Annotated in this window: 18 protein-coding genes and 3 pseudogenes; 15 read left to right on the top strand and 6 right to left on the bottom strand. The window is 71.5% G+C overall.

The window, feature by feature from the left end:
• Window positions 1-179 precede the first annotated feature (179 nt).
• The 5 genes and pseudogenes from ACFVZW_RS09405 (at window position 180) to ACFVZW_RS09385 (ending at window position 4,817) form a co-directional block, all read left to right on the top strand.
• Window positions 180-2,495 carry an FdhF/YdeP family oxidoreductase gene (locus tag ACFVZW_RS09405; protein WP_384519075.1) on the top strand — a complete coding sequence of 772 codons (2,316 nt, stop codon included), beginning with the start codon at window positions 180-182 and terminating at the stop codon, window positions 2,493-2,495.
• A 51-nt stretch (window positions 2,496-2,546) separates the two neighbouring features.
• Window positions 2,547-2,693, top strand: a pseudogene (locus ACFVZW_RS09400) (molybdopterin molybdenumtransferase MoeA); the annotation flags it as partial.
• Between the two features lie 20 nt (window positions 2,694-2,713).
• A pseudogene (locus ACFVZW_RS09395) lies at window positions 2,714-2,918 on the top strand (molybdenum cofactor biosynthesis protein MoaE); the annotation flags it as partial.
• Between the two features lie 94 nt (window positions 2,919-3,012).
• Window positions 3,013-3,996, top strand: a complete 984-nt coding sequence (locus ACFVZW_RS09390) for a Dyp-type peroxidase (protein WP_384519169.1) — start codon at window positions 3,013-3,015, stop codon at window positions 3,994-3,996.
• Between the two features lie 5 nt (window positions 3,997-4,001).
• Complete coding sequence (locus ACFVZW_RS09385; protein WP_384519073.1) at window positions 4,002-4,817, top strand: family 1 encapsulin nanocompartment shell protein; 816 nt, start codon at window positions 4,002-4,004, stop codon at window positions 4,815-4,817.
• A 16-nt stretch (window positions 4,818-4,833) separates the two neighbouring features.
• Here the strand turns inward: ACFVZW_RS09385 and ACFVZW_RS09380 are convergent, their stop codons facing one another.
• On the bottom strand, window positions 4,834-5,310 hold the full coding sequence (locus tag ACFVZW_RS09380; protein ID WP_384519070.1) for a GreA/GreB family elongation factor: 477 nt from the start codon (window positions 5,308-5,310) through the stop codon (window positions 4,834-4,836).
• A 129-nt stretch (window positions 5,311-5,439) separates the two neighbouring features.
• Between ACFVZW_RS09380 and ACFVZW_RS09375 the strand changes: the two genes are divergently transcribed.
• Together ACFVZW_RS09375 and ACFVZW_RS09370 are read left to right on the top strand one after the other, a co-directional pair.
• Window positions 5,440-6,075, top strand: coding sequence for a DUF1345 domain-containing protein (locus ACFVZW_RS09375; protein ID WP_384519068.1), 636 nt, complete (start codon window positions 5,440-5,442; stop codon window positions 6,073-6,075).
• A gap of 66 nt (window positions 6,076-6,141) precedes the next feature.
• A complete protein-coding gene (locus ACFVZW_RS09370; RefSeq protein WP_384519167.1) occupies window positions 6,142-7,611 on the top strand; it encodes a phytoene desaturase family protein in 1,470 nt (489 codons plus the stop codon).
• Between the two features lie 27 nt (window positions 7,612-7,638).
• Here ACFVZW_RS09370 and ACFVZW_RS09365 read toward each other — a convergent pair whose 3' ends face one another.
• From ACFVZW_RS09365 to ACFVZW_RS09350, 4 genes are all read right to left on the bottom strand, one after another.
• Window positions 7,639-8,568 carry a LysR family transcriptional regulator gene (locus ACFVZW_RS09365; RefSeq protein WP_384519065.1) on the bottom strand — a complete coding sequence of 310 codons (930 nt, stop codon included), beginning with the start codon at window positions 8,566-8,568 and terminating at the stop codon, window positions 7,639-7,641.
• Between the two features lie 88 nt (window positions 8,569-8,656).
• The gene (fdhD, locus tag ACFVZW_RS09360) at window positions 8,657-9,493 is read right to left on the bottom strand and encodes a formate dehydrogenase accessory sulfurtransferase FdhD (RefSeq protein WP_384519063.1); all 837 of its coding nucleotides are present in this window, start codon (window positions 9,491-9,493) and stop codon (window positions 8,657-8,659) included.
• A gap of 175 nt (window positions 9,494-9,668) precedes the next feature.
• Window positions 9,669-10,859, bottom strand: coding sequence for an MFS transporter (locus ACFVZW_RS09355; protein ID WP_384519060.1), 1,191 nt, complete (start codon window positions 10,857-10,859; stop codon window positions 9,669-9,671).
• A gap of 31 nt (window positions 10,860-10,890) precedes the next feature.
• The gene (locus tag ACFVZW_RS09350; protein ID WP_384519058.1) at window positions 10,891-13,182 is read right to left on the bottom strand and encodes an FdhF/YdeP family oxidoreductase; all 2,292 of its coding nucleotides are present in this window, start codon (window positions 13,180-13,182) and stop codon (window positions 10,891-10,893) included.
• A gap of 305 nt (window positions 13,183-13,487) precedes the next feature.
• On the opposite strand from ACFVZW_RS09350, the gene ACFVZW_RS09345 reads away from it, so the two are divergent.
• Entirely contained in the window at window positions 13,488-14,087 is a 600-nt protein-coding gene (locus tag ACFVZW_RS09345) for a DUF998 domain-containing protein (protein ID WP_384519055.1), read from the top strand.
• 10 nt (window positions 14,088-14,097) lie between these two features.
• Here the strand turns inward: ACFVZW_RS09345 and ACFVZW_RS09340 are convergent, their stop codons facing one another.
• Window positions 14,098-14,385 carry a hypothetical protein gene (locus ACFVZW_RS09340; protein ID WP_384519053.1) on the bottom strand — a complete coding sequence of 96 codons (288 nt, stop codon included), beginning with the start codon at window positions 14,383-14,385 and terminating at the stop codon, window positions 14,098-14,100.
• A 54-nt stretch (window positions 14,386-14,439) separates the two neighbouring features.
• Here ACFVZW_RS09340 and ACFVZW_RS09335 point away from each other — a divergent pair, with 54 nt between their 5' ends.
• The 7 genes and pseudogenes from ACFVZW_RS09335 to ACFVZW_RS09305 form a co-directional block, all read left to right on the top strand.
• Window positions 14,440-15,171 (top strand): MerR family transcriptional regulator, encoded by a 732-nt coding sequence (locus ACFVZW_RS09335; protein ID WP_384519050.1) that lies wholly within the window; start codon window positions 14,440-14,442, stop codon window positions 15,169-15,171.
• Window positions 15,172-15,329: 158 nt separating this feature from the next.
• A complete protein-coding gene (locus tag ACFVZW_RS09330) occupies window positions 15,330-15,977 on the top strand; it encodes an alpha-ketoglutarate-dependent dioxygenase AlkB (RefSeq protein WP_384519047.1) in 648 nt (215 codons plus the stop codon).
• Between the two features lie 111 nt (window positions 15,978-16,088).
• Window positions 16,089-17,786 carry a serine/threonine-protein kinase gene (locus ACFVZW_RS09325; protein ID WP_384519044.1) on the top strand — a complete coding sequence of 566 codons (1,698 nt, stop codon included), beginning with the start codon at window positions 16,089-16,091 and terminating at the stop codon, window positions 17,784-17,786.
• Between the two features lie 70 nt (window positions 17,787-17,856).
• Window positions 17,857-18,285 carry a hypothetical protein gene (locus tag ACFVZW_RS09320; protein ID WP_384519042.1) on the top strand — a complete coding sequence of 143 codons (429 nt, stop codon included), beginning with the start codon at window positions 17,857-17,859 and terminating at the stop codon, window positions 18,283-18,285.
• A 44-nt stretch (window positions 18,286-18,329) separates the two neighbouring features.
• A complete protein-coding gene (locus tag ACFVZW_RS09315) occupies window positions 18,330-18,881 on the top strand; it encodes a YciI family protein (protein ID WP_384519040.1) in 552 nt (183 codons plus the stop codon).
• Between the two features lie 48 nt (window positions 18,882-18,929).
• Window positions 18,930-19,088: pseudogene (locus ACFVZW_RS09310) on the top strand (L-rhamnose mutarotase); the annotation flags it as partial.
• An 81-nt stretch (window positions 19,089-19,169) separates the two neighbouring features.
• Window positions 19,170-19,455, top strand: a 286-nt coding sequence (locus tag ACFVZW_RS09305; protein WP_384519037.1) for a LacI family DNA-binding transcriptional regulator, incomplete at its 3' end; no start/stop codon positions are given.

Below are 19,455 nucleotides of genomic sequence, written 5' to 3'. Positions count from 1 at the left end.
AGCACTTCGTGGTGACGGTGTGGGGAGGTCGCGGTGCAGGGCCACCCGCGCCAGGTGGCACTGCCCTGGCCCTGGGTACGGGCGGCCCAATCGAAATCGCGGGGTGTGCGGGGCGCGCCTAGGCTGAGGGGAAATGGCCACTCCCGGGCCCCACGCCCGCACGGCGGAAGGTGAGGACCTTGAGCGCCTCTCCCGAAGAGCAGGAACGACCGGCACCGCGGGTGGGACCCGAGCCCGACGCCGAGCCGGAGTTCCAGCCCTATCACCATCCGGCCGCCGGGTGGGGCGCGGCCAAGAGCGTGACGCGGTTCATGGCTCGCGAGGGCGCGCTGGTGGACGGGCCGCGGGCCATCATGAAGATGAACCACGAGAACACCGGCTTCGACTGTCCCGGGTGCGCCTGGCCGGACGACACCAAGGGCCTGCACCTGGACATCTGCGAGAACGGGATCAAGCACGTCACCTGGGAGATGACCCGCAAGCGGGTCGACCGGGAGTTCTTCGCCGCCCACTCGGTCACCGAGCTGTCCGGGTGGAGCGACTACGACCTGGAGAACCAGGGCCGGCTGACCGAGCCGATGGTCTACGACCCCGACACGGACCACTACACCCCCGTGAGCTGGAAGGACGCGTTCGAACTCGTCGGGCGTACGCTGCGCGAGCTGGACTCCCCGCACCAGGCGTCGTTCTACACCTCCGGCCGGCTCGGCAACGAGGCCACCTTCCTGTACCAGCTCATGGCCAGGGAGCTCGGCACGAACAACCTGCCCGACTGCTCCAACATGTGTCACGAGGCCAGCGGCCGCGCCCTCCAGGCGGCGCTCGGCACCGGAAAGGGCACCGTCGACCTCAAGGACTGGGAGGCCACCGACGCCCTGTTCATCATGGGCGTCAACGTGGCCTCCAACGCGCCCCGGATGCTCACCGCCCTCTCCGAGGCGTACCACCGCGGCGCCAAGATCGTGCACATCAACCCTCTGGTCGAGGCGGGCGCCACCCGGGCGATCATCCCGCACGACTTCAAGGACATGGCCACCTTCCATTCGACCCGGACGAGCACGCTCAACCTCCAGCCGCGCATCGGCGGCGACATGGCGCTCGTACGAGGCATGGCCAAGGCGATCCTGGAACAGTCCGACTCCGATCCCAAGGCGCTGGACCGGGAGTTCATCGAGCGCCACACCGCCGGCTTCGAGGAGTACCGCGCCCGCTGCGAGGCCACGCCCTGGGACGAGATCGAGAAGCAGTCCGGGATCAGCCGCGCCGACATCCTCGAGGCGGCCCGCGTCTACCGCGAGGCCGACCGCAGCATTGTCAGCTGGTGCCTGGGCCTCACCCAGCACGAACACGGCGTCGACACCGTACGGGAGATCGTCAACCTCCTTCTGCTGCGCGGCAATCTGGGCCGGGAGGGCGCCGGGCCCTCGCCCGTGCGCGGCCACAGCAACGTCCAGGGCAACCGCACCTGCGGCATCGACCACCGCCCCGCCGAGGAGTTCCTGGACCGTCTCGCCAAGACCTGCGGGATCGAGCCGCCGCGCGAGCACGGTCTGGACACCATCGGCACCATCCAGGCGATGCACCGCGGCGACGTGAAGGTGTTCGTCGGCATGGGCGGCAACTTCGCCCTCGCCGCGCCCGACACCCCGTACACGTACGAGGCACTGCGCCGCTGCGACCTCACCGTCCAGGTGAGCACCAAGCTGAACCGCAGCCACGTCGTCCACGGGCGCCGGGCGCTCATCCTGCCCTGCCTCGGCCGGACCGAGAAGGACGACCAGCGCAACGGCGTCCAGAGCACCTCCGTCGAGGACTCGATGAGCATGGTGCACCTGTCCGTCGGCATGAAGCGCCCCGCCTCCTCGCACCTGCTCTCCGAGCCCGCGATCGTCGCCGGCATGGCCCGCGCTGCCCTGCCCGGGAGCGAGACTCCGTGGGAGTGGTACATCGAGGACTACGACCGCATCCGCGACACCATGGCCCAAGCCCTCGACGGATTCGAGGACTTCAACCGTCGTGTGCGGCTGCCGCTCGGCTTCCGCATCAAGCAGCCCGCGCGTGAACTCGTCTTCCTCACCCCGTCCGGGCGCGCCGAGTTCTCGACCGCCGAACTCCCCGACGTCCTCCCGGAACCGGGGATGCTCGCGCTCGGCACCATGCGCTCCCACGACCAGTGGAACACCACCATCTATTCCGACAACGACCGCTACCGCGGCATCAAGAACCTGCGCACCCTCGTCTTCATGAACCAGGACGACATGCGCGAACGCGGGATCTCGAAGTTCGACCCCGTCGACATCACCAGCACCGCCAAGGACGGCAGCCGGCGTCACCTCGACGGCTATCTGGCGATTCCGTACGACATCCCGCGCGGCTGCGCGGCCGGCTATATGCCCGAGATGAACGTCCTGTGCGCGCTCGGCGACTACAGCACCCAGAGCGACCAGCCGATCATGAAGCACGTGAAGGTCACCATCACGCCCGCCGGCGGATGATCCGTACCAGCGGAAAAGGAATTGCGATAGGCGGGAACCGGCGGCGAACCGCTCTCCGGGGGTGCGGCGACGCCCCTGGCCTTCGACGGTCCGGCGATGCTGCGCGGACTCGCGCTGGCCGACGCCCTCGCGGTGGTCCCCCCGGGCGGACTCGACGAAGGTGCCGTCACAGAGGTTCTGGACGTGCCGGGCCGATGACCGCCCGCCACGCGCGATGACCGGTCCTCGCGCCGGCCGCCGTACACCGGACCGGCCGTCTCGCGATCGGCGATGTCGCGGTGATCGCGGCCGTCTCCTGCCCGCACCGCGCCGAGGCGTTCGCGGCAATGCGAGCGTCTGGTCGAGGACCTCGAGCGCCAGGTGCCGGTCCGGAAGCACCAGACCTTCGCCGGCGGCGCTCAGGAGTGGGTCGGCGGCTGCTGACGGCGGTGCCCGGACTGCGTCGCGGCCGCGGGCCGGATACGCTGACGCCGTACCCTTTGTCTCTTTTCGTGACTGAATGTCTTCCGGGAGTCATGTGGTCACCACGCAGCCCGTCGTCGTACCGCCGCCGAGAGCCGCCGTGTTCCTCGTGGCCACCCTGAACCCCGGCGGTGAGGCAGCCGTACGGGACGCGCTGGCCGGTCTCGCCGGGCTGACGCGCTCCGTGGCCTTCCGTTCGCCGGACACCGTCCTCACCTGCGTCGCGGGCATCGGCTCGATGGCGTGGGACCGCCTCGTCGGCGGACCGCGACCGCGCGAACTCCACCCCTTCACACCGCTGACGGGCCCCCGGCACCGGGCGCCGTCGACCCCGGGCGATCTGCTCTTCCACGTACGCGGCCGCCGTATGGACCTCTGCTTCGAACTGGCCAGGCTCATCGTCGACGCCCTGGGCGCCGCCGTGACCGTCGTCGACGAGGTGCACGGCTTCGCGTACTTCGACGAGCGCGACCTTCTTGGCTTCGTCGACGGCAGCGAGAACCCGGAGGGCGGGCAGGCGGACGAAGCCGTGTTCGTCACCGACGACGAGCCGCCCTTCCTCGGCGGCAGTTACGTCATCGTGCAGAAGTACCTCCACGACATGGCGGCCTGGCAGTCGCTCACCGTCGAGGAGCAGGAACGCGTCATCGGCCGCACGAAGTCGTCCAACGTCGAACTACCCGACGGCGTCAAGCCGGACGACTCGCACGTCGCGCTCAACACGATCGTCGGCGACGACGGCACCGAACAGAAGATCGTGCGCGAGAACATGGCGTTCGGCGAGGTCGGCCGCGGCGAGTTCGGCACGTACTTCATCGGCTACTCCCGGACTCCCGCGGTGACCGAACAGATGCTGCGCAACATGTTCCTCGGCGACCCGCCGGGCCTCACCGACCGCATCCTCGACTTCTCCACGGCCGTCACCGGCAGCCTCTTCTTCGTGCCCAGCGCCGACCTCCTCGGCGACCTCCCCGCCCCGGCCTCCGGAACCGCCCACCGCGGCGATTCCCTGCGCATCGGCAGCCTCAAAGGAGCCTGAGCGTCATGACGAACCCCGCCGTCCCCGACAACCTGCACCGCGAACTCGCCCCGATCACCCCCGCCGCCTGGGCCGAGATCGAGGAAGAGGCGCGCCGCACCTTCCGGCGCCACGTCGCCGGTCGCCGGGTCGTCGACGTCCCCGACCCGGCGGGCCCGGGGCTCGCCGCCGCCGGCACCGGACACCTCGACGAGATCGACCCGCCCGCCCCCGGTGTCACCGCGCGGCTGCGCGAAGCACGCCGACTGGTCGAACTGCGCGTTCCGTTCACCGTGAGCCGGGCCGCCGTGGACGATGTCGAGCGCGGCTCGCACGACTCCGACTGGCAGCCCGTGAAGGACGCGGCACGCGCCATGGCCTTCGCGGAGGACCGCGCCGTCTTCGACGGGTACGCGGCGGCGGGCATCGAAGGGCTGCGGTCGCGGACGTCCAACCCGGAGCTGGCCCTGCCCGCCGAGGCGCGCGACTACCCCGACGCGATCAGCAGGGCCCTGACATCGCTGCGCCTGGCCGGCGTCGACGGGCCGTACGCGCTGCTGCTCGGCGCCGACGCGTACACGGCGGTCAGCGAGACCTCCGACCACGGCTACCCCATCGCGGCGCACCTGGGCCGGATCCTGGGCGGCGACCCGATCTGGGCGCCGGCCCTGCGCGGCGCGTTCGTCCTGTCCACCCGGGGCGGGGACTTCGAGCTGCTCCTCGGCCAGGACCTGGCGATCGGCTACACCGCGCACGACGCGAAGGGCATCGAGCTGTACTTCCAGGAGACGCTGACCTTCCTGACGTACACGGACGAGGCGGTCGTCGTGCTCACGTCCTGAAGCGGTCGCGAGCGCGCTACGACGAGCCGTGGATGTCGCCGAGGGAGAGGACGACCGCGGTCGTGCGGCCATCGGGCGCCCGGTAGGTCACCGTGTCGCCGGCGCGGTGACCGAGCAGCGCGTGCCCGAGCGGGCTGTCCGCGGTCACCAGGGTCAGGTCCAGCTCCTCGGCCACCTCGCCGACCTGCAGGGTCGACTCCGTCCCGTCCGCGAACCGTACGGTGACGCTGCTGCCCACCCCGATCACATCCGTCGCCGGTGCCCCCGCGACGGACGCCTCCCGGATCCGGCCCTCGATCTCGGCGATGTGCCTGTCCAGACGCGCGACCTCCGAGGCGCGCTGCAGTTCGTCCGCCTCGTCCGCCCGGTCGCCGACCGGATCCTCGCCCCGCAGGGTCGCGGCCGCCGAATCCCGTTCGGCGCGCAAGTCGGCGAGTTCCTGCTGCAGCGCCCGCAGAGCGACGTCGCTGATGGGCTCGGGTCCACCGGTCATTCCTGCTCCCGTGATACGCGGGCGAATCGGTCGTCCAGGCAATTCAATTACCGCACTCCGTGGGGAGTCCGGCAAATCGCGGCCCGGCGGACCCGGCGGACCATATGGGCGCCGCTAATGTGACGGCCCATGAGACGTTGGCTGCCGCAGTCCGCGGTTTCCCGGCTTTTCGGCTCGGTGGCCGTCGGGGTGGTGACGGGCGTGGTCATCGGTGTCCTGGTCGACGTACCACTGGGCGTTCTCGCCGGTATCGCCGTGACGGAGACCGGGTTCGTCGTCGCGGGCTGGATCCAGATGTGGCCGCTGGACGCGGCCACCACCCGGCGCGAAGCCCGGCGCGAGGACTTCCGGCCCGTGACGGACGAGGTCGTCATCGTCGCGGTCGCCCTGTGCGGACTGGGCAGCATCGTCGTCCTGCTCCTGCGCGGCGGGACCGACACCGGTCACGCCGCCGCGGCGACCGCGCTCAGCGGCGTGTTCATGGCCTGGGCGGCGCTTCACCTGATGTACGCCACCCGCTACGCGTTCCTCTATTACGGGAATCCAGGGGGAGGGATCGACTTCAATTCCGATCAGCCGCCCGCGTACCGGGACTTCTTCTATTTCAGCTACAACCTCGGTATGACCTATCAGGTCTCCGACACCGACGTATCGAGTGGGACGATCCGCGCGGTGGTGCTACGGCATTCGCTCCTGTCCTATCTCTTCGGCACCAGCATCCTCGCCACCGCCATCAACCTCGTCGTCGGACTCGTCACCGGCTGACAGCTGCCGGTCACGGAGGTCTGTTTGGAGGGCCGGCCCCTCCGGCGGCAGACTCGGACGTATGAGATCCACGACGCCGTCCTCGTCCGTCCCGCCCCTGGGCGCCGCCTCATGACGTCCGCGGTCGTCGTCGGCGGTGGTCCCAACGGGCTCGCCGCCGCGGCCCTGCTCGCGAAGGCGGGCCTGGAGGTCACCGTCCTCGAAGCCGCCGACGAGGTCGGCGGCGGCACCCGCAGCCATGAGGCGATCCTGCCGGGACTGCTGCACGACCACTGCTCGGCCATCCACCCCATGGCCGTCACCTCGCCGGCGCTCCGATCGCTCGATCTGGAACGCCACGGGCTGCGCTGGCTGCTGCCGGACATCGACTGCGTGCATCCGCTGGACGACGGCACGGCCGGGGTGCTGTTGCGCTCCGTCGAGGACACCGCTGCGGGGCTCGGCGCCGACGGCAGCCGTTACCGGGCCCTGATGGAGCCCTCGGTGCGGCACTGGGAGGCACTCGCCGACGACGTCATGGGCCCCCTGCTGCGGATCCCGTCGCACCCGCTGCTGCTCGCCCGGTTCGGGCTGCCCACAGTCCTGCCCGCCGCGGCCCTCGCACGCCTCTTCCGGACCCCCACGGCGCAGGCCCTGTGGGCCGGCGTCGCGGCCCACGCCTTCCGCCCGCTGTCCCACCCGCTCAGCTCGGCGATCGGACTCGGCATCCTCACCGCCGGCCACACCGCCGGATGGGCCGTGGCCGAAGGCGGCTCACAGTCCATCACCCGCGCCATGGCGGCCGTGCTCCTGCGGCACGGCGGCACCCTCCACACCGGCGTGCGCATCACGGACGCCGCGCAGATCCCGCCCGCCGATGTCACCCTCCTCGACCTCGACCCCGGCCAGATCGCGTCCGTGTACGGCGACCGCCTCCCGCCCCGCGTACGGACCGCGTACCGCCGCTTCCGTCGCGGGCCCGGCGCGTTCAAGGTCGACCTGGCCGTCGAGGGCGGTGTGCCCTGGACCAACGAACACGCCCGGCGCGCGGGCACCGTGCACCTCGGCGGGCCGCTCGCCGAGGTGGCGCGCGGGGAGAAGGACGTGACGGCCGGCCGGATGCCGCAGCGCCCCTTCGTCCTGGTCGGCCAGCAGTATCTGGCGGACCCGTCGCGGTCGGTGGGGAACGTCCACCCCGTCTATACGTACGCCCACGTTCCGTACGGCTACGAAGGGGACGCCACCGAGGCGATCCTGCGGCAGCTGGAGCGCTTCGCCCCCGGCGTACGGGAACGCGTCGTGGGCATGCGGAGCAACAGACCCGCCGACTTCGCCACCGCCAACGCCAACTTCGCGGGCGGCGACATCCTCACGGGAGCCAAGACGATCCCTCAACTCGTCCTCGGCGCCCGCCCGGCACTCGACCCGTACGCCACCGGTCTGCCCGGGGTGTTCCTGTGCTCGGCCGCCGCGCCGCCCGGCCCCGGAGCCCACGGCATGTGCGGCGCCGGGGCGGCGAGGTCCGCGCTGCGGCACCTCGGCAGCCGGCCGGACTGATGTGACGGCGCGCGGGCAGGCAGGCGGCTAGGAGGGCGCGGGATCTCCGGGGAGGTGGTCCAGAGCGGCGGCGACATCGGTCTGCCGGGCGACGGCCGTCAGGGCCCGGGCCATGACCGAACCCGGCTCCCGGGCGGTGACCACGAGACCGACCGGCACCGTGCGCGCCGGCTCGACCAGCGGCACCGCCCTCATGCCGTGCGGGACGCCGAAGACGTGCAGCCAGGTGTGCGGCACGACACTGGCCCAACGGCCCGTCCTGACATGGGCGAACAGCGCGGCCACCGAATCGGTCTCGACCCGGGGCGACGGCTCCACCCCGGCCTCGGCGAACACCTCGTCCAGCACCTGGCGGCCCTGCATGACACCCGTCAGCAGACACAGGGGCAGCCGGGACGCCTCCGCCCAGGTCGCCGTCGCCCGGTGCACGGGCATGTCGGCGGCACTGGTCAGCAGCACGTACCGCTCCTCGTACAGCGGGACCGACCGGAAGTCCTCCGAGAAACCCTTGTGCAGATACGTGATTCCGGCGTCGATCTCGAAGTTCCGCAGCTGCCGGAGAACGTCCTGCGACCGGAGGTCCGCTATCACCTCCACCGTCACCAGCGGATGGGCGGCGCAGAACGGGGCGGTCAGCAGGGAGACGGCGCCGACGGCGGTCGGGACCGAGCCGATCCGTATCGTGCCGCTCAACCCGGTGCGCAGGGCGCCGACCTCGTCCTTGAGGGCGTCGCGGTCGGCCAGGATCCGCTGCGCCCACACCACGATGCGCTCGCCCTCGGGCGTGAGGCCCTCGTACTTGCGGCCGCGCCGGACCAGGGGGACGTCCAGCTCCTCCTCCAGCTTCCGGATCGCCTCGGAGAGCGCGGGCTGGGAGACGTAACAGGCCTGGGCGGCCCGGGCGAAGTGACGCTCCCGGGAGAGGGCGACCAGGTACTCGAGTTGACGGAACAGCACGCTACGGGTCTACCCGACCACTCGTCCGAAAGCCAGCCTGGGCCGCACGTCGCGGGGCGCGGCGGACCCGCCCGGACCCGTGGGGCCGTCATGCCACGGGCAGCGGCTGCAGGCGCTCGGCGCCGGTGTAGACGTTCATCGAGGCGCCGCGCAGGAACCCGACCAGGGTCAGTCCGCTCTCCTCGGCCAGGTCCACGGCGAGCGAGGACGGCGCGGAGACGGCCGCCAGCATCGGGACTCCGGCCATCACCGCCTTCTGCACCAGCTCGAACGAGGCCCGGCCACTCACCATCAGCACCGCATCGCGCAGCGGCAGCAGACCCGACCGCAGGGCGTGGCCCACGACCTTGTCGACGGCGTTGTGCCGTCCGACGTCCTCCCGCAGACACAGCAGCTCACCGCCGGCGGAGAAGAGCCCGGCCGCATGCAGGCCACCCGTGGTGTCGAACACCCGCTGCGCCGCCCGCAGCCGGTCCGGCAGCGCCGTCACCACGTCCGGTGCGATGCGCAGCGGGTCCTCGGCGACGGACCACGCCGCCGTGGTGCGCACCGCGTCGAGGCCGGCCTTGCCGCACAGACCGCAGGAGGAGGTGGTGTAGAAGTTCCGCTCCAGCGACGCGTCGGGGGCGGCGACGCCCGGGGCCAGGGCGACGTCCACCACGTTGTACGTGTTGCCACCGTCGGCCGTGCCGCCCGCGCAGTACCGGATCCCCGCCACATCGGCGGCCGCGTGCACCACGCCCTCGCTCACCAGGAACCCGGCCGCCAGGTCGAAGTCGTCGCCAGGGGTGCGCATGGTGACGGTGAGCGGGCGCCCGCCGACCCGGATCTCCATCGGCTCCTCGGCGGCCAGGGTGTCCGGTCGGTGCGAGGACACCCCCTCCCGAACGCGCAGCACCCGCCGTCGTACGGTCACTCGTCCCATGGTCTGCTCCTCTCGCCGAAGCCCTGCTCCGACGGTGTCGTGCGGTTGAGTTCGTTCGACGGTCCGGCGGACGGGACCCGGAGATGAGACCGGACCGTGCCGTCGGGGCGCCGCCGGTCCCGGTCCGTGGGCCGACGATATGACCCGCGGCGCGTCCCGGCGCGTTCCCACGCCATCAGGGAAGGCTCCGGCGGCTGTACCGCGCGGTGATCACCAGGCACACCAGCCCCACGGCCGCCAGAGCCGCCAGCAGGGCGGGGTAGGGAGCCGCTCCCGCGGTCACCGCGAGGAGCAGCGGTGTCAGGAAGCCGCTGTAGGTGGCGCCTTGGTGGAGGAACGCCGTCGAGGGCACGGCCTTCGGCGGCGCGAGGCGCTCGATCTCCATGAGCCCCGAGGCGAGGGTGAGGCCGTACCCGGCGCCCAGGAGGACCGCGGCCGCCAGCACCAGGCCCGCGGAATCCCCGTACACAGCGCAGGCGCCCACCAGCAGTCCGCCGATCACGGTGACCATCGAGACGAGGGTCGCCCGCGCGCTGTGCGCGTGGTCCAGCCGGTCGGCGAGCGGCTGGACGGCCATGCCCACGCCGAGCGTCAGCGCCGTCACCAGACCGCTGAACACCGGCGCGTACCCCGGAACGCGGTCGGCGACCAACGAGGGCAGCACGACATAGGCGACCGTGGCGGCGCAGAAGACGGCCGGGCTCGCCGGCAGCACCACCCGCACGAAGCGGGGGTGCGTGACGGCCTGGCACAGACGTCCGATCCGCGGCTCCCACGGCACGACCGCGGAGGGCCGTGCGGTCTCCGGCACGGCGGTGGTCGCGCCGAGCACCAGCAGCGCCAGCAGGGTGTGGAGGAGACAGGGCAGCACCATCGGCCGCGGCAGCCACTCGGCGAGGACGCCCGCCGTCAGCGCTCCGGCGGCGAAGCCCGCGCCCGTGGCGTACGTCGCACGGCGGGCACCGGCGGCGGGGCGCTTCGCGCCGGAGGACAGTTCTTCCAGCCAGGTGGTGCCGGCGGTCAGGATGACGCCTGCGGCGAGGCCGGTGGCCAGACGGCTGACGTACACGGCGCTCTGCGACATGCCCGCCGCCGCCAGGAGGGCGCTGGCGGCGGCGGACAGTACCAGCGCGTGCCGCACCACGCGCCGCCTGCCGAGCCGGTCCGCGAACGGGCCGCCGAACAGCAGACCGGGGAGGAGCCCCAGCAGGTAGACGGTGAACATGGCGGCGACCGGGACGGCGGGCCAGTGCTCCTGGGTCCGGTACACCACCGCGAGCGGCGTGAACTGGTTCGCACCCCACCCGGCGGCGAACACCGCGGCCGCCGCCGGAAGCCAACAGCGCGCGGCGCGATCTGCGGGCATGGGGACAGGTCCTTTCGGTGCTCGGGTGGGCTCAGTCGGAGTCGCGCGCCGGTTCCAGCCGGACCACCACACCCTTGGACGTGGGGCAGTTGCTGATGTCGGCGACGCTGTCGAGGGGGACGAGGACGTTGGTCTCGGGGTAGTACGAGGCGGCGGAGCCGGGGCTGGTGGGATAGGCCACGACCCGGAATCCGGGCGCTCGGCGCTCGACGCCGTCGTCCCAGACGCCGACGAGGTCGACGAGGTCGCGGTCGGCGAGGCCGAGGCCGGTCAGATCGTCGGGGTTGACCAGGACGACGCGGCGGGCGTTGTGGATGCCCCGGTAGCGGTCGTCCATCGCGTACGGGACGGTGTTCCACTGGTCGTGGGAGCGCAGGGTCTGCAGGATGAGGTGCCCCTTGGGCGCGCGCAGCATCGTGAACTCGTTGCGGGTGAAGACGGCCTTCCCGCTGGGGGTCGGGTAGACGCCCTGGTTGACGGGGTTGGGCAGGGTGAAGCCGCCGGGCCTGTCGACGCGGGCGTTGAAGTCCTCGAAGCCGGGGATCACCCGCGCGATGCGGTCACGGATGGTGCCGTAGTCCCGCTCGAAGAGCTCCCAGGGGATGTCCACCGCGTCGCCGAGGGTGCGCCGGGCCAGCCGGGAGATGATCGCGACCTCGCTCAGCAGGTGCGGGGAGGCGGGGGCGAGGCGTCCGCGGGAGGCGTGGACCTCGCTCATGGAGTCCTCGACGGTGAAGAACTGCTCGCCGCTCTCCTGGATGTCGCGGTCGCTGCGGCCCAGGGTCGGCAGGATCAGTGCCGTGTCGCCGCACACGGTGTGGGAGCGGTTGAGCTTGGTGGAGATCTGCGCGGTCAGCCGGCAGTTGCGCAGGGCCTGTTCGGTGACGGCGCTGTCGGGGGTGGCGCGTACGAAGTTTCCGGCGACGCCGACGAAGACATGGGCCTTCCCGTCGCGCATGGCGCGGATCGAGTTCACGGCGTCCAGGCCGTGGTGGGAGGGCGGTGTGAAGTCGAACTCGCGGCCGAGCGAGTCGAGGAACGCCTGCGGCATCCGCTCCCATACGCCCATGGTGCGGTCGCCCTGGACGTTGGAGTGGCCGCGGACGGGGCAGACGCCGGCGCCGGGCCTGCCGATGTTGCCGCGCAGCAGCAGGAAGTTGACGATCTCGCGGATGCTGGGGACGCCGTGCTTCTGCTGGGTCAGACCCATCGCCCAGCACACGATCACGCTCCTGGCGCCCAGTACGCGCCGGTGGACCTCCTCGATCTCCGCTCGGGTCAGACCGGTCGCGGCGATGACGTCGTCCCAGCGGGTCTTGCGGGCGTGCTCCGTGAACTCCTCGAAGCCGGTGGTGTCGGATTCGATGAAGGACCGGTCGAGGACCGTGCCCGGAGCGGCGTCCTCCGCCTCCAGGAGCAGCAGGTTCAGCGCCTGGAAGAGGGCGAGGTCACCACCGGCGCGTATATGGAGGAACTGGTCGGCGATCGGGGTGCCCTTGCCGATCACGCCCCGCGCCCGCTGCGGGTGCTTGAACCGCATCAGCCCGGCCTCGGGCAGCGTGTTGACGGCCACGACCTGGCCGCCGTTGCGCTTGGTCTCCTCGAGGGCCGACAGCATCCGCGGGTGATTGGTCCCCGGATTCTGCCCCACGACGAAGATCAGGTCGGAGTCGTGGATGTCGTCCAGCGACACACTGCCCTTGCCGATGCCCAGGGTCTCCCCGAGCCCGAAGCCGCTGGACTCGTGGCACATGTTGGAGCAGTCGGGCAGGTTGTTGGTGCCGTACGCGCGGGCGAACAGCTGGAGCAGGAAGGCGGCTTCGTTGTTGAGCCGGCCGGAGACGTAGAAGAGGGCCTCGTCGGGGGAGTCGAGGCGGCGTAGTTCCCCGGCGAGGAGGCCGAGGGCTTCGTCCCAGCCGATCGGCTCGTAGTGCGAGGCACCGGGCCGCTTCACCATGGGCTCCGTCAGCCGGCCCTGCTGGTTGAGCCAGTAGTCGGACTTACGGCCCAGCTCGGCGATCGAGTGGTCGCGGAAGAAATCGGCGGTGACGCGTCGCGAGGTGGCCTCGTCGGCGATGTGCTTCGCACCGTTCTCGCAGTACTCGTTCATGTGCCGCTTACCGGGCGCGGGCTCCGGCCAGGCGCATCCCGGGCAGTCGAATCCCTTGGCCTGGTTGATGTTCAGCAGAGTCAGAGCGGTACGCCGCACGGACGTCTGCCCCAAGGCGTACTCCAGCGCGTGGGTCACGGCGGGAACACCGGTCGCCCAGGTCTTGGGCGGGGTGACCGAGAGGTCGTCGCCGGGGTCCTCGATGCTGCTCATGATGGGGTTCGCCTCTCTCTGCCGCGGTTCCGACGGACCGGCACCACTGTCCGGCCGAAATCGCGGCGTTCCTTTCCCTTTAGGGTCGGGATTGTCCGCGAATATTCGAATCCGGCTGCGAGAGAAAGCTTCTGCCGTTTCCTCGACGAGTGTCAAAGAGGGCTTTTCGATGAGTCGATAGGTGGTGCTTATCGCGCGAGAATTCTGCTTCAATTGCCCGGGAAACGGGCGATGATGACGGCCCCCGACGCCCCGGGCATCGGTCGCTACCGGAAGGCATGGGGTCCACGCTTTACCGTGGGCCGATGCGATCCGTTCCCAGGTGGGCCCTGATCTCGTCGGGGTGTGCCCCTGTCCTGCTGGCCGGAGGATGGATGATCTCGGCGGACATGGAGGGGCCCGCGTACGATCCCGCCACCCAGACGATCAGCGTCCTGGCCGCCTACGGGGCCGAGGGGTTCTGGGTGATGACCGGTGCGCTGCTCGCGCTGGGCGCCTGCCACCTGTTGACCGCCTGGGGGCTGCGTCCCGCCGCGCTCGCCGGACGGGTGGCGCTGGCCGCCGGTGGCGTGACGGCGTTCGTGGTGGCCGTGCTTCCGGCGCCGAGCAGCGGGGGTTCCCTGCGCCACGGTTCGGTCGCCGCGGTCGGCTTCGTGCTGCTGGCCGCGTGGCCGGTCCTGGCCGCCGTCCGCGGCAGAACCGCACCGTGGGGACTACGCCCCGCGCCCGCCCTCGCGGCGACCGCGCTGATGGGTCTCGGCGCGGCCTGGTTCCTGGTCGAGATCAACCGCCACGGCCCCGCCGGTGTCGCCGAACGCCTCGTGACCTGTATGCAGTCCGTGTGGCCCTTCGTGGTGGTCGCGTCCTGCCTCGTTCATCGGGAGAACGAAGCTCCCGCGAAGTGAAGGAGCGTTCTCACCCCCGATCTCCGTCGCCCGGTGCCTTCAGGATCCGGTCCAGTTCGTTCCCGGCCTCGTCGTAGCCGGCGTCGGAGATCCGTTGCAGCTCGCGCAGGTCGCCGGTCGCGGCCGCGCGTCGCGTGAGGAGGAATCCGGCACGCGTGGAACCCTCGTCCAGCAGCGCACTCAGCTCACCGAGGTCGTCGGCCGCGTCGGCAAGGTCCGCCAGCCGGTCGAGAGCGTTCTCGTTGCCCTCGTCGGCCAGCTCGCGCAGGGTTTCCCGATCGATGTTCCTGTTCGTCATGGAGCCATCGTGCGACCCTGCCCCAGGGGCAAGGTCAAGTGGGACGATGGACGGGTGATCACCATCGGGCAGCTGGCCGCGTACGTCGGAGTGTCGGTCAAGACCATTCGCGTCTATCACGACAAGGGGCTGCTCCCGGAGCCCGGCCGTGACGCCTCCGGCTACCGGCGGTACGGCGCGAACGACGCCATCGACCTGATCAAGATCCGGACGCTCGCCGAAGCCGGCGTCCCCCTCTCCCGCATCCGGGACCTGCGAGCGGCGAGCGGCGAGGAGTTCCAGGAGGCGTTGCGCGAGATCGAGGACGAGCTAGCGGCGCGCATCCGCGGCCTGCGGGCGACGCAAGGGCGACTGCGCCGACTGGCCGCCGGGGACCTGTCACCGCTGCCCGGCGAGGTCGGTGCCCATCTGGAGCACCTGTCCCGCTGGGGGTTCACCCCACGATGGGTGGATCTGCAACGCGATCTGTGGATCCTCGTGTTCGCCACCCACCCGGACCGCGCGATCGCGCTCTTCCACGACCAGGCCGAGATGCTCGCCGATCCCGCACTGCGGCAGCTCTTCCTCGATTTCGACCACGCACGCGACCTCGACGCCGACGACCCCCGCCTCGACGACCACGCCCGCCGGATCGTCGAGGCGACCCGAGAACGGTACGGATCGGGCGACCTGCCCGACCTGGAGACCGGCTCCGAGATCCCCGCCCTCATCCAGGGCACGGTCAACGCCTCCTCCCCGGCGTGGCGGCGTCTCGACACGCTCATTCGCGAGCGACTGCACGTGTGACCCGCGAGGCCGGTGCCAGGCCAGGAGGCGTCGGGCCCGGTCGAGGACCGGTTTGCCGGCCATCTGCCCGTCGACGGTGGCGACCGAATCGCCGGCGTCCTGGACGGTCCGGCCCCGTGATTCGCTCATACGTTCGGTTTCTCGTTTACGCTGGAACCATGACCGCACCGCGACCGCACATGCCCGGCTTGCAGGGCTCGCTCTTCGACCAGGGCGCCGACATCCGGCCCGGCCCGCTGGCTGGCGTCCGGCGGGTCGCGCTCGACGGCGGGGCCTGGGTCGACCACCTCCCCGGGTGGTTCCACGGGGCAGACGCGCTGTTCGACGAGCTGGCCTCGGGCGTCCCCTGGCAGGCCGAGGAGCGCACGATGTATGACAACGTGGTCGCCGTACCCCGCCTCCTCGCGTACTACCGCGAGGGCGCTCCCCTCCCGCACCCCGCTCTCGTCGACGCCCGCGAGTCCCTGAGTGACCACTACGCCTCCGAGCTCGGCGAACCCTTCGTCACCGCCGGCCTCTGCCTGTACCGCGACGGCCGCGACAGCGTCGCCTGGCACGGCGACCGCATGGGACGCTCCGCCACACACGACACCATGATCGCCATCCTCTCCCTCGGAGACCCCCGCGACCTCGCCCTCCGCCCCCGCGGCGGCGGCCCCGTCGCCCTCCGGCTCCCCCTGGGCCACGGCGACCTCGTGGTGATGGGCGGTTCCTGCCAACGCACGTGGGAACACGCGGTCCCGAAGACGACCCGCGCGGTCGGGCCCCGTATCAGCGTCCAGTTCCGCCCCCGTGGCGTGGGTTGACCCACGGCAGCCGCCGCGGACGTCCGTGAGGAAGAGCCGCCCGGGCGTCGCCGGCCGGTGTGCGCGGCCCTCGGGCGGGCGTGTCACCCGCACCGCATACGATGACCGCTCATGAGCGCGAGCGAGGACCGAAGACCCCTGGTCGACGGGCGTTTCCAACTGATCTCCCGGCTGGGCAGCGGCGGCATGGGCACCGTCTGGAGGGCACGCGACGTCGCCCTGCAGCGCGATGTCGCCCTCAAGGAAGTCCGTCCGCCCGACCCCGCGATCGAGGAAGCGAACCCCGGACTCGCCGCGCAACTGCGCGAACGGGCCGTCCGCGAGGCGCGGGCCCTGGCGCGGCTCTCGAACCCGCACGTCGTGACGATCCACCACATCGTCGAACCCCAGGACGGCTCGCACCCCTGGATCGTCATGGAGCTCGTCGAGGGCCGCTCCGTCTACGAGCGGCTGACCGAGGGTCCGATGTCCGTCCCCGAGGTTCTCACCCTCGGGCGGGAGGTCCTGTCGGCCCTGCGCGCCGCGCACTCCGCCGGCATCCACCACCGCGACGTGAAGCCCGCCAACGTACTGCTCCGCCCCGACGGCAGCGCCGTCCTCACGGACTTCGGCATCGCCGTGCTCAGCGAGGCGACGTCGCGGCTCACCGCCACCGGCGACCTGATCGGCTCGCCCGAGTTCATCGCACCCGAGCGCGTACGGGGCGAGGAGGGCAACCCGGCCTCCGACCTGTGGTCGCTCGGGATGCTCCTGTACGTAGCGGCCGAAGGCCACCATCCGCTGCGCCGGGCCACCAGCCTGGCGACCGTGGTCGCCGTGCTCGACGACCCGATCCCCGCACCGGTGAGGTCCGGCGCGCTGGCTCCCGTCCTCACCCGACTCCTCGTACGCGACCCGGCGTCGCGGCCCGACGGGGCACGGCTGGAACAGTTGCTTGCCGATGCCGCGTCCCCGCACGCCGGCGCCTGGGCCCCCGCCGAAGCGACCCCCGGCCCCTTCGGCCCGCCGCACCCCCACCCCGCGTACGCGCCCCGGCCCGCCGCGCAGGCGTGGCCCACACCGACCGTCCCGTCCCACGTCTCCCCGGCCGCCGGCGGCGGGTTCGGCCCGCCCGCACAGCCCGTACCGCCTCTCGTCCCTCCGCGCCCGCGCCGCCGGGCCGCTCTGCTCGCGGCCTCCCTCGCGCTGGCGGCCACCGTGGCCGTCGTGGGCGTCGTGAACCTGCTCCCCGACGGCGGCTCGGGCTCCGACGCCAAGGGTGGCGCGACCCCGACGAACACGGACAGCGGCCCGAGCCGAGCGACCGGTACGCGGCCCAGCACCGCCGCGACGCAGCCCGGCACCGCCGCCGCTCCCCGCGGCACCCTGCTCACGACGGCCAACGCCCGTACCGTCATCGAGTCGTTCCGCGAGGTCAGCGGTTCGACGACGATGAAGGAACTGACGATCTACGAGGACTACGCCCTGGCCGAAATCCCGACCCGGCCCGGGTCGAAGACCTACGACGAGTACGAGTACCGCAACGGGGTCGCCCGTAAGACCGGCCCCGGGGGAACCATCAGCGCGGCCGACGAGCAGCCGTTCGACGTCTCCGCCATGGCCTGGGACGGCCTTCCCGTGCTGATGAAGCGCGGCGAAAGCGAACTGAAGGTCGAGAGCCCGACCATGCGCTACGTCATCGTCAAGGGCTGGACCTTCAATGACGACCGCCCGACGCTGCTCTTCTATCTCATCAACGAGTACAACGCGGTCGGCTACCTCGCCACCGACAGCAAGGGAAAGGTCGTGTCGAGCCACCCCGCGTCCTGACGGCCCCGCGCCTTCGGAGTCCGAACTCTTCGCACTGGCCGACGCGTTGTGGTGCGCGGTCCCGGAACTCATGGCGCTGCGACCGCGATCCCTGCGCGAACACCGCCTGGCCGGGAAGTTCACCGCGGTGAGGCTGGCCCAGCGCATCGGTATGGACGCGGACGACTATGCGCGGGCCGAGAAGGACCACCGCTGGAACGGAACCGACCGGCAGACCCTGGGCCTGCTCCGCCAGGCCGTCGAAGGCCGCTGGAAGCAGCACACCACCGCGCTCGCGCGGCTCGCCGGCGCCCCCGAGCGCAGGGTGGCGCAGGCGCTGCGGACCCTGCACCAGGAGTACGCGGGCTTCAACGAGCGCTACATGGGGCATCTCGTCGCCCGCAACGACAACGCGCGCCTGCGGGAGATCGCCACGGAACGCGCCGCTTGGCTGCTCGCCCTGACGGACCGCTTCCTCCACCTCGTCGGCGACGACGGCGGAGGACCGGCGACTCGATGAGTCTGGCTCCCCATCGCGACGCACGGTGCTGAAGACTGTCGCGCATGGAGTTCTTCTGTTACCACCGAGACCGGCCCGCCTCCGAGGTGTTGCGGCGTGAGCTGCTGGAAGACCACTGGTCCTACATGGACCGGTACGCGATGGAGATGATCGCCCGCGGCCCGACGCTCACCGGCGATCGCGAACTGCCCACCGGCAGCGTGCACATCGTCGACCTGCCGGATCCGGCCGCCGCCCGCGCGTTCGCCTTCGACGAGCCGGGCTATCAGGCCGGGATGTACCGGGACGTGATGCTGCGCCGGTGGCGCAACCTGCTCGGACGGACCATGTGGGACTTCCCCGGCGGTCGGGAGGGCGACGACCGGTACCTGGTGCTCGGCCTCGGCTCGGGACACGCCGCCGACCTCGTGCCGCCGCCCGAGCGGGACGAACTGATCGCGTACGGGCCGCTCCTTTCCGACGACGGCGCCACCTGGCTGGGCACGGCGGCGCTGGTGCGCGCCCCTGACGCGAACACGGCCCGCGCCGTCCTGAACCCGGACCGGTACGCCGACATCGAGGTGCACAACTGGCAGTTCGGCGGGCGTCCGTCGTGAGCCAAGAGGACGGTGCCGTTTCGACGCTCACCGCGGCCGACGCCAAATCTGGAGACCGAGGACTTCGCGGCCGCACTGGCCGGCATGGAGGCCACCGAGGTCAACGCCCGCTGGCAGGCCGAGATGGGGGCCTTCTTCGAATCCCTCGACGGCTCCCGGCCCGACGAGGCGATGAAGCCGCTCGGCGAGGTGTTCCACCTCGCGTGACCTCCCCTCGCGAGGGGCGCCCGTCGGCGGCCCGACGATAATGTGCAGGCATTCCCCCGTCTCCCAGGAGGTCCCTGTCCGATGGCCCAGCCGGTGGGTATCAAGGACGTCGCACGCGCCGCCGGAGTCGCCGTGGGCACGGTCTCGAACGTCATCAACCGTCCCGACACTGTCGCGCCCGGGACCCGGGAACGGGTCCTCTCGGCGATCGACCGGCTCGGCTACGTCCGCAGCGAGTCCGCGCGCCAACTGCGCGCCGGCCGCAGCCGGATCATGGGGCTGCTCGTCCTCGACATGGGCAATCCCTTCTTCGTCGACGTCGCGCGCGGGGCGGGGCGCGGCGCGGGGGGGGGGGGCGGGGGGGCGG

Origin of the sequence: Streptomyces sp. NPDC059567 (assembly GCF_042735655.1) — a bacterium.
Taxonomy (GTDB): Bacteria; Actinomycetota; Actinomycetes; order Streptomycetales; family Streptomycetaceae; genus Streptomyces.
The sequence above is the reverse complement of the archived record's forward strand: the minus strand, read 5'-3'. Positions and strand labels throughout refer to the sequence as shown.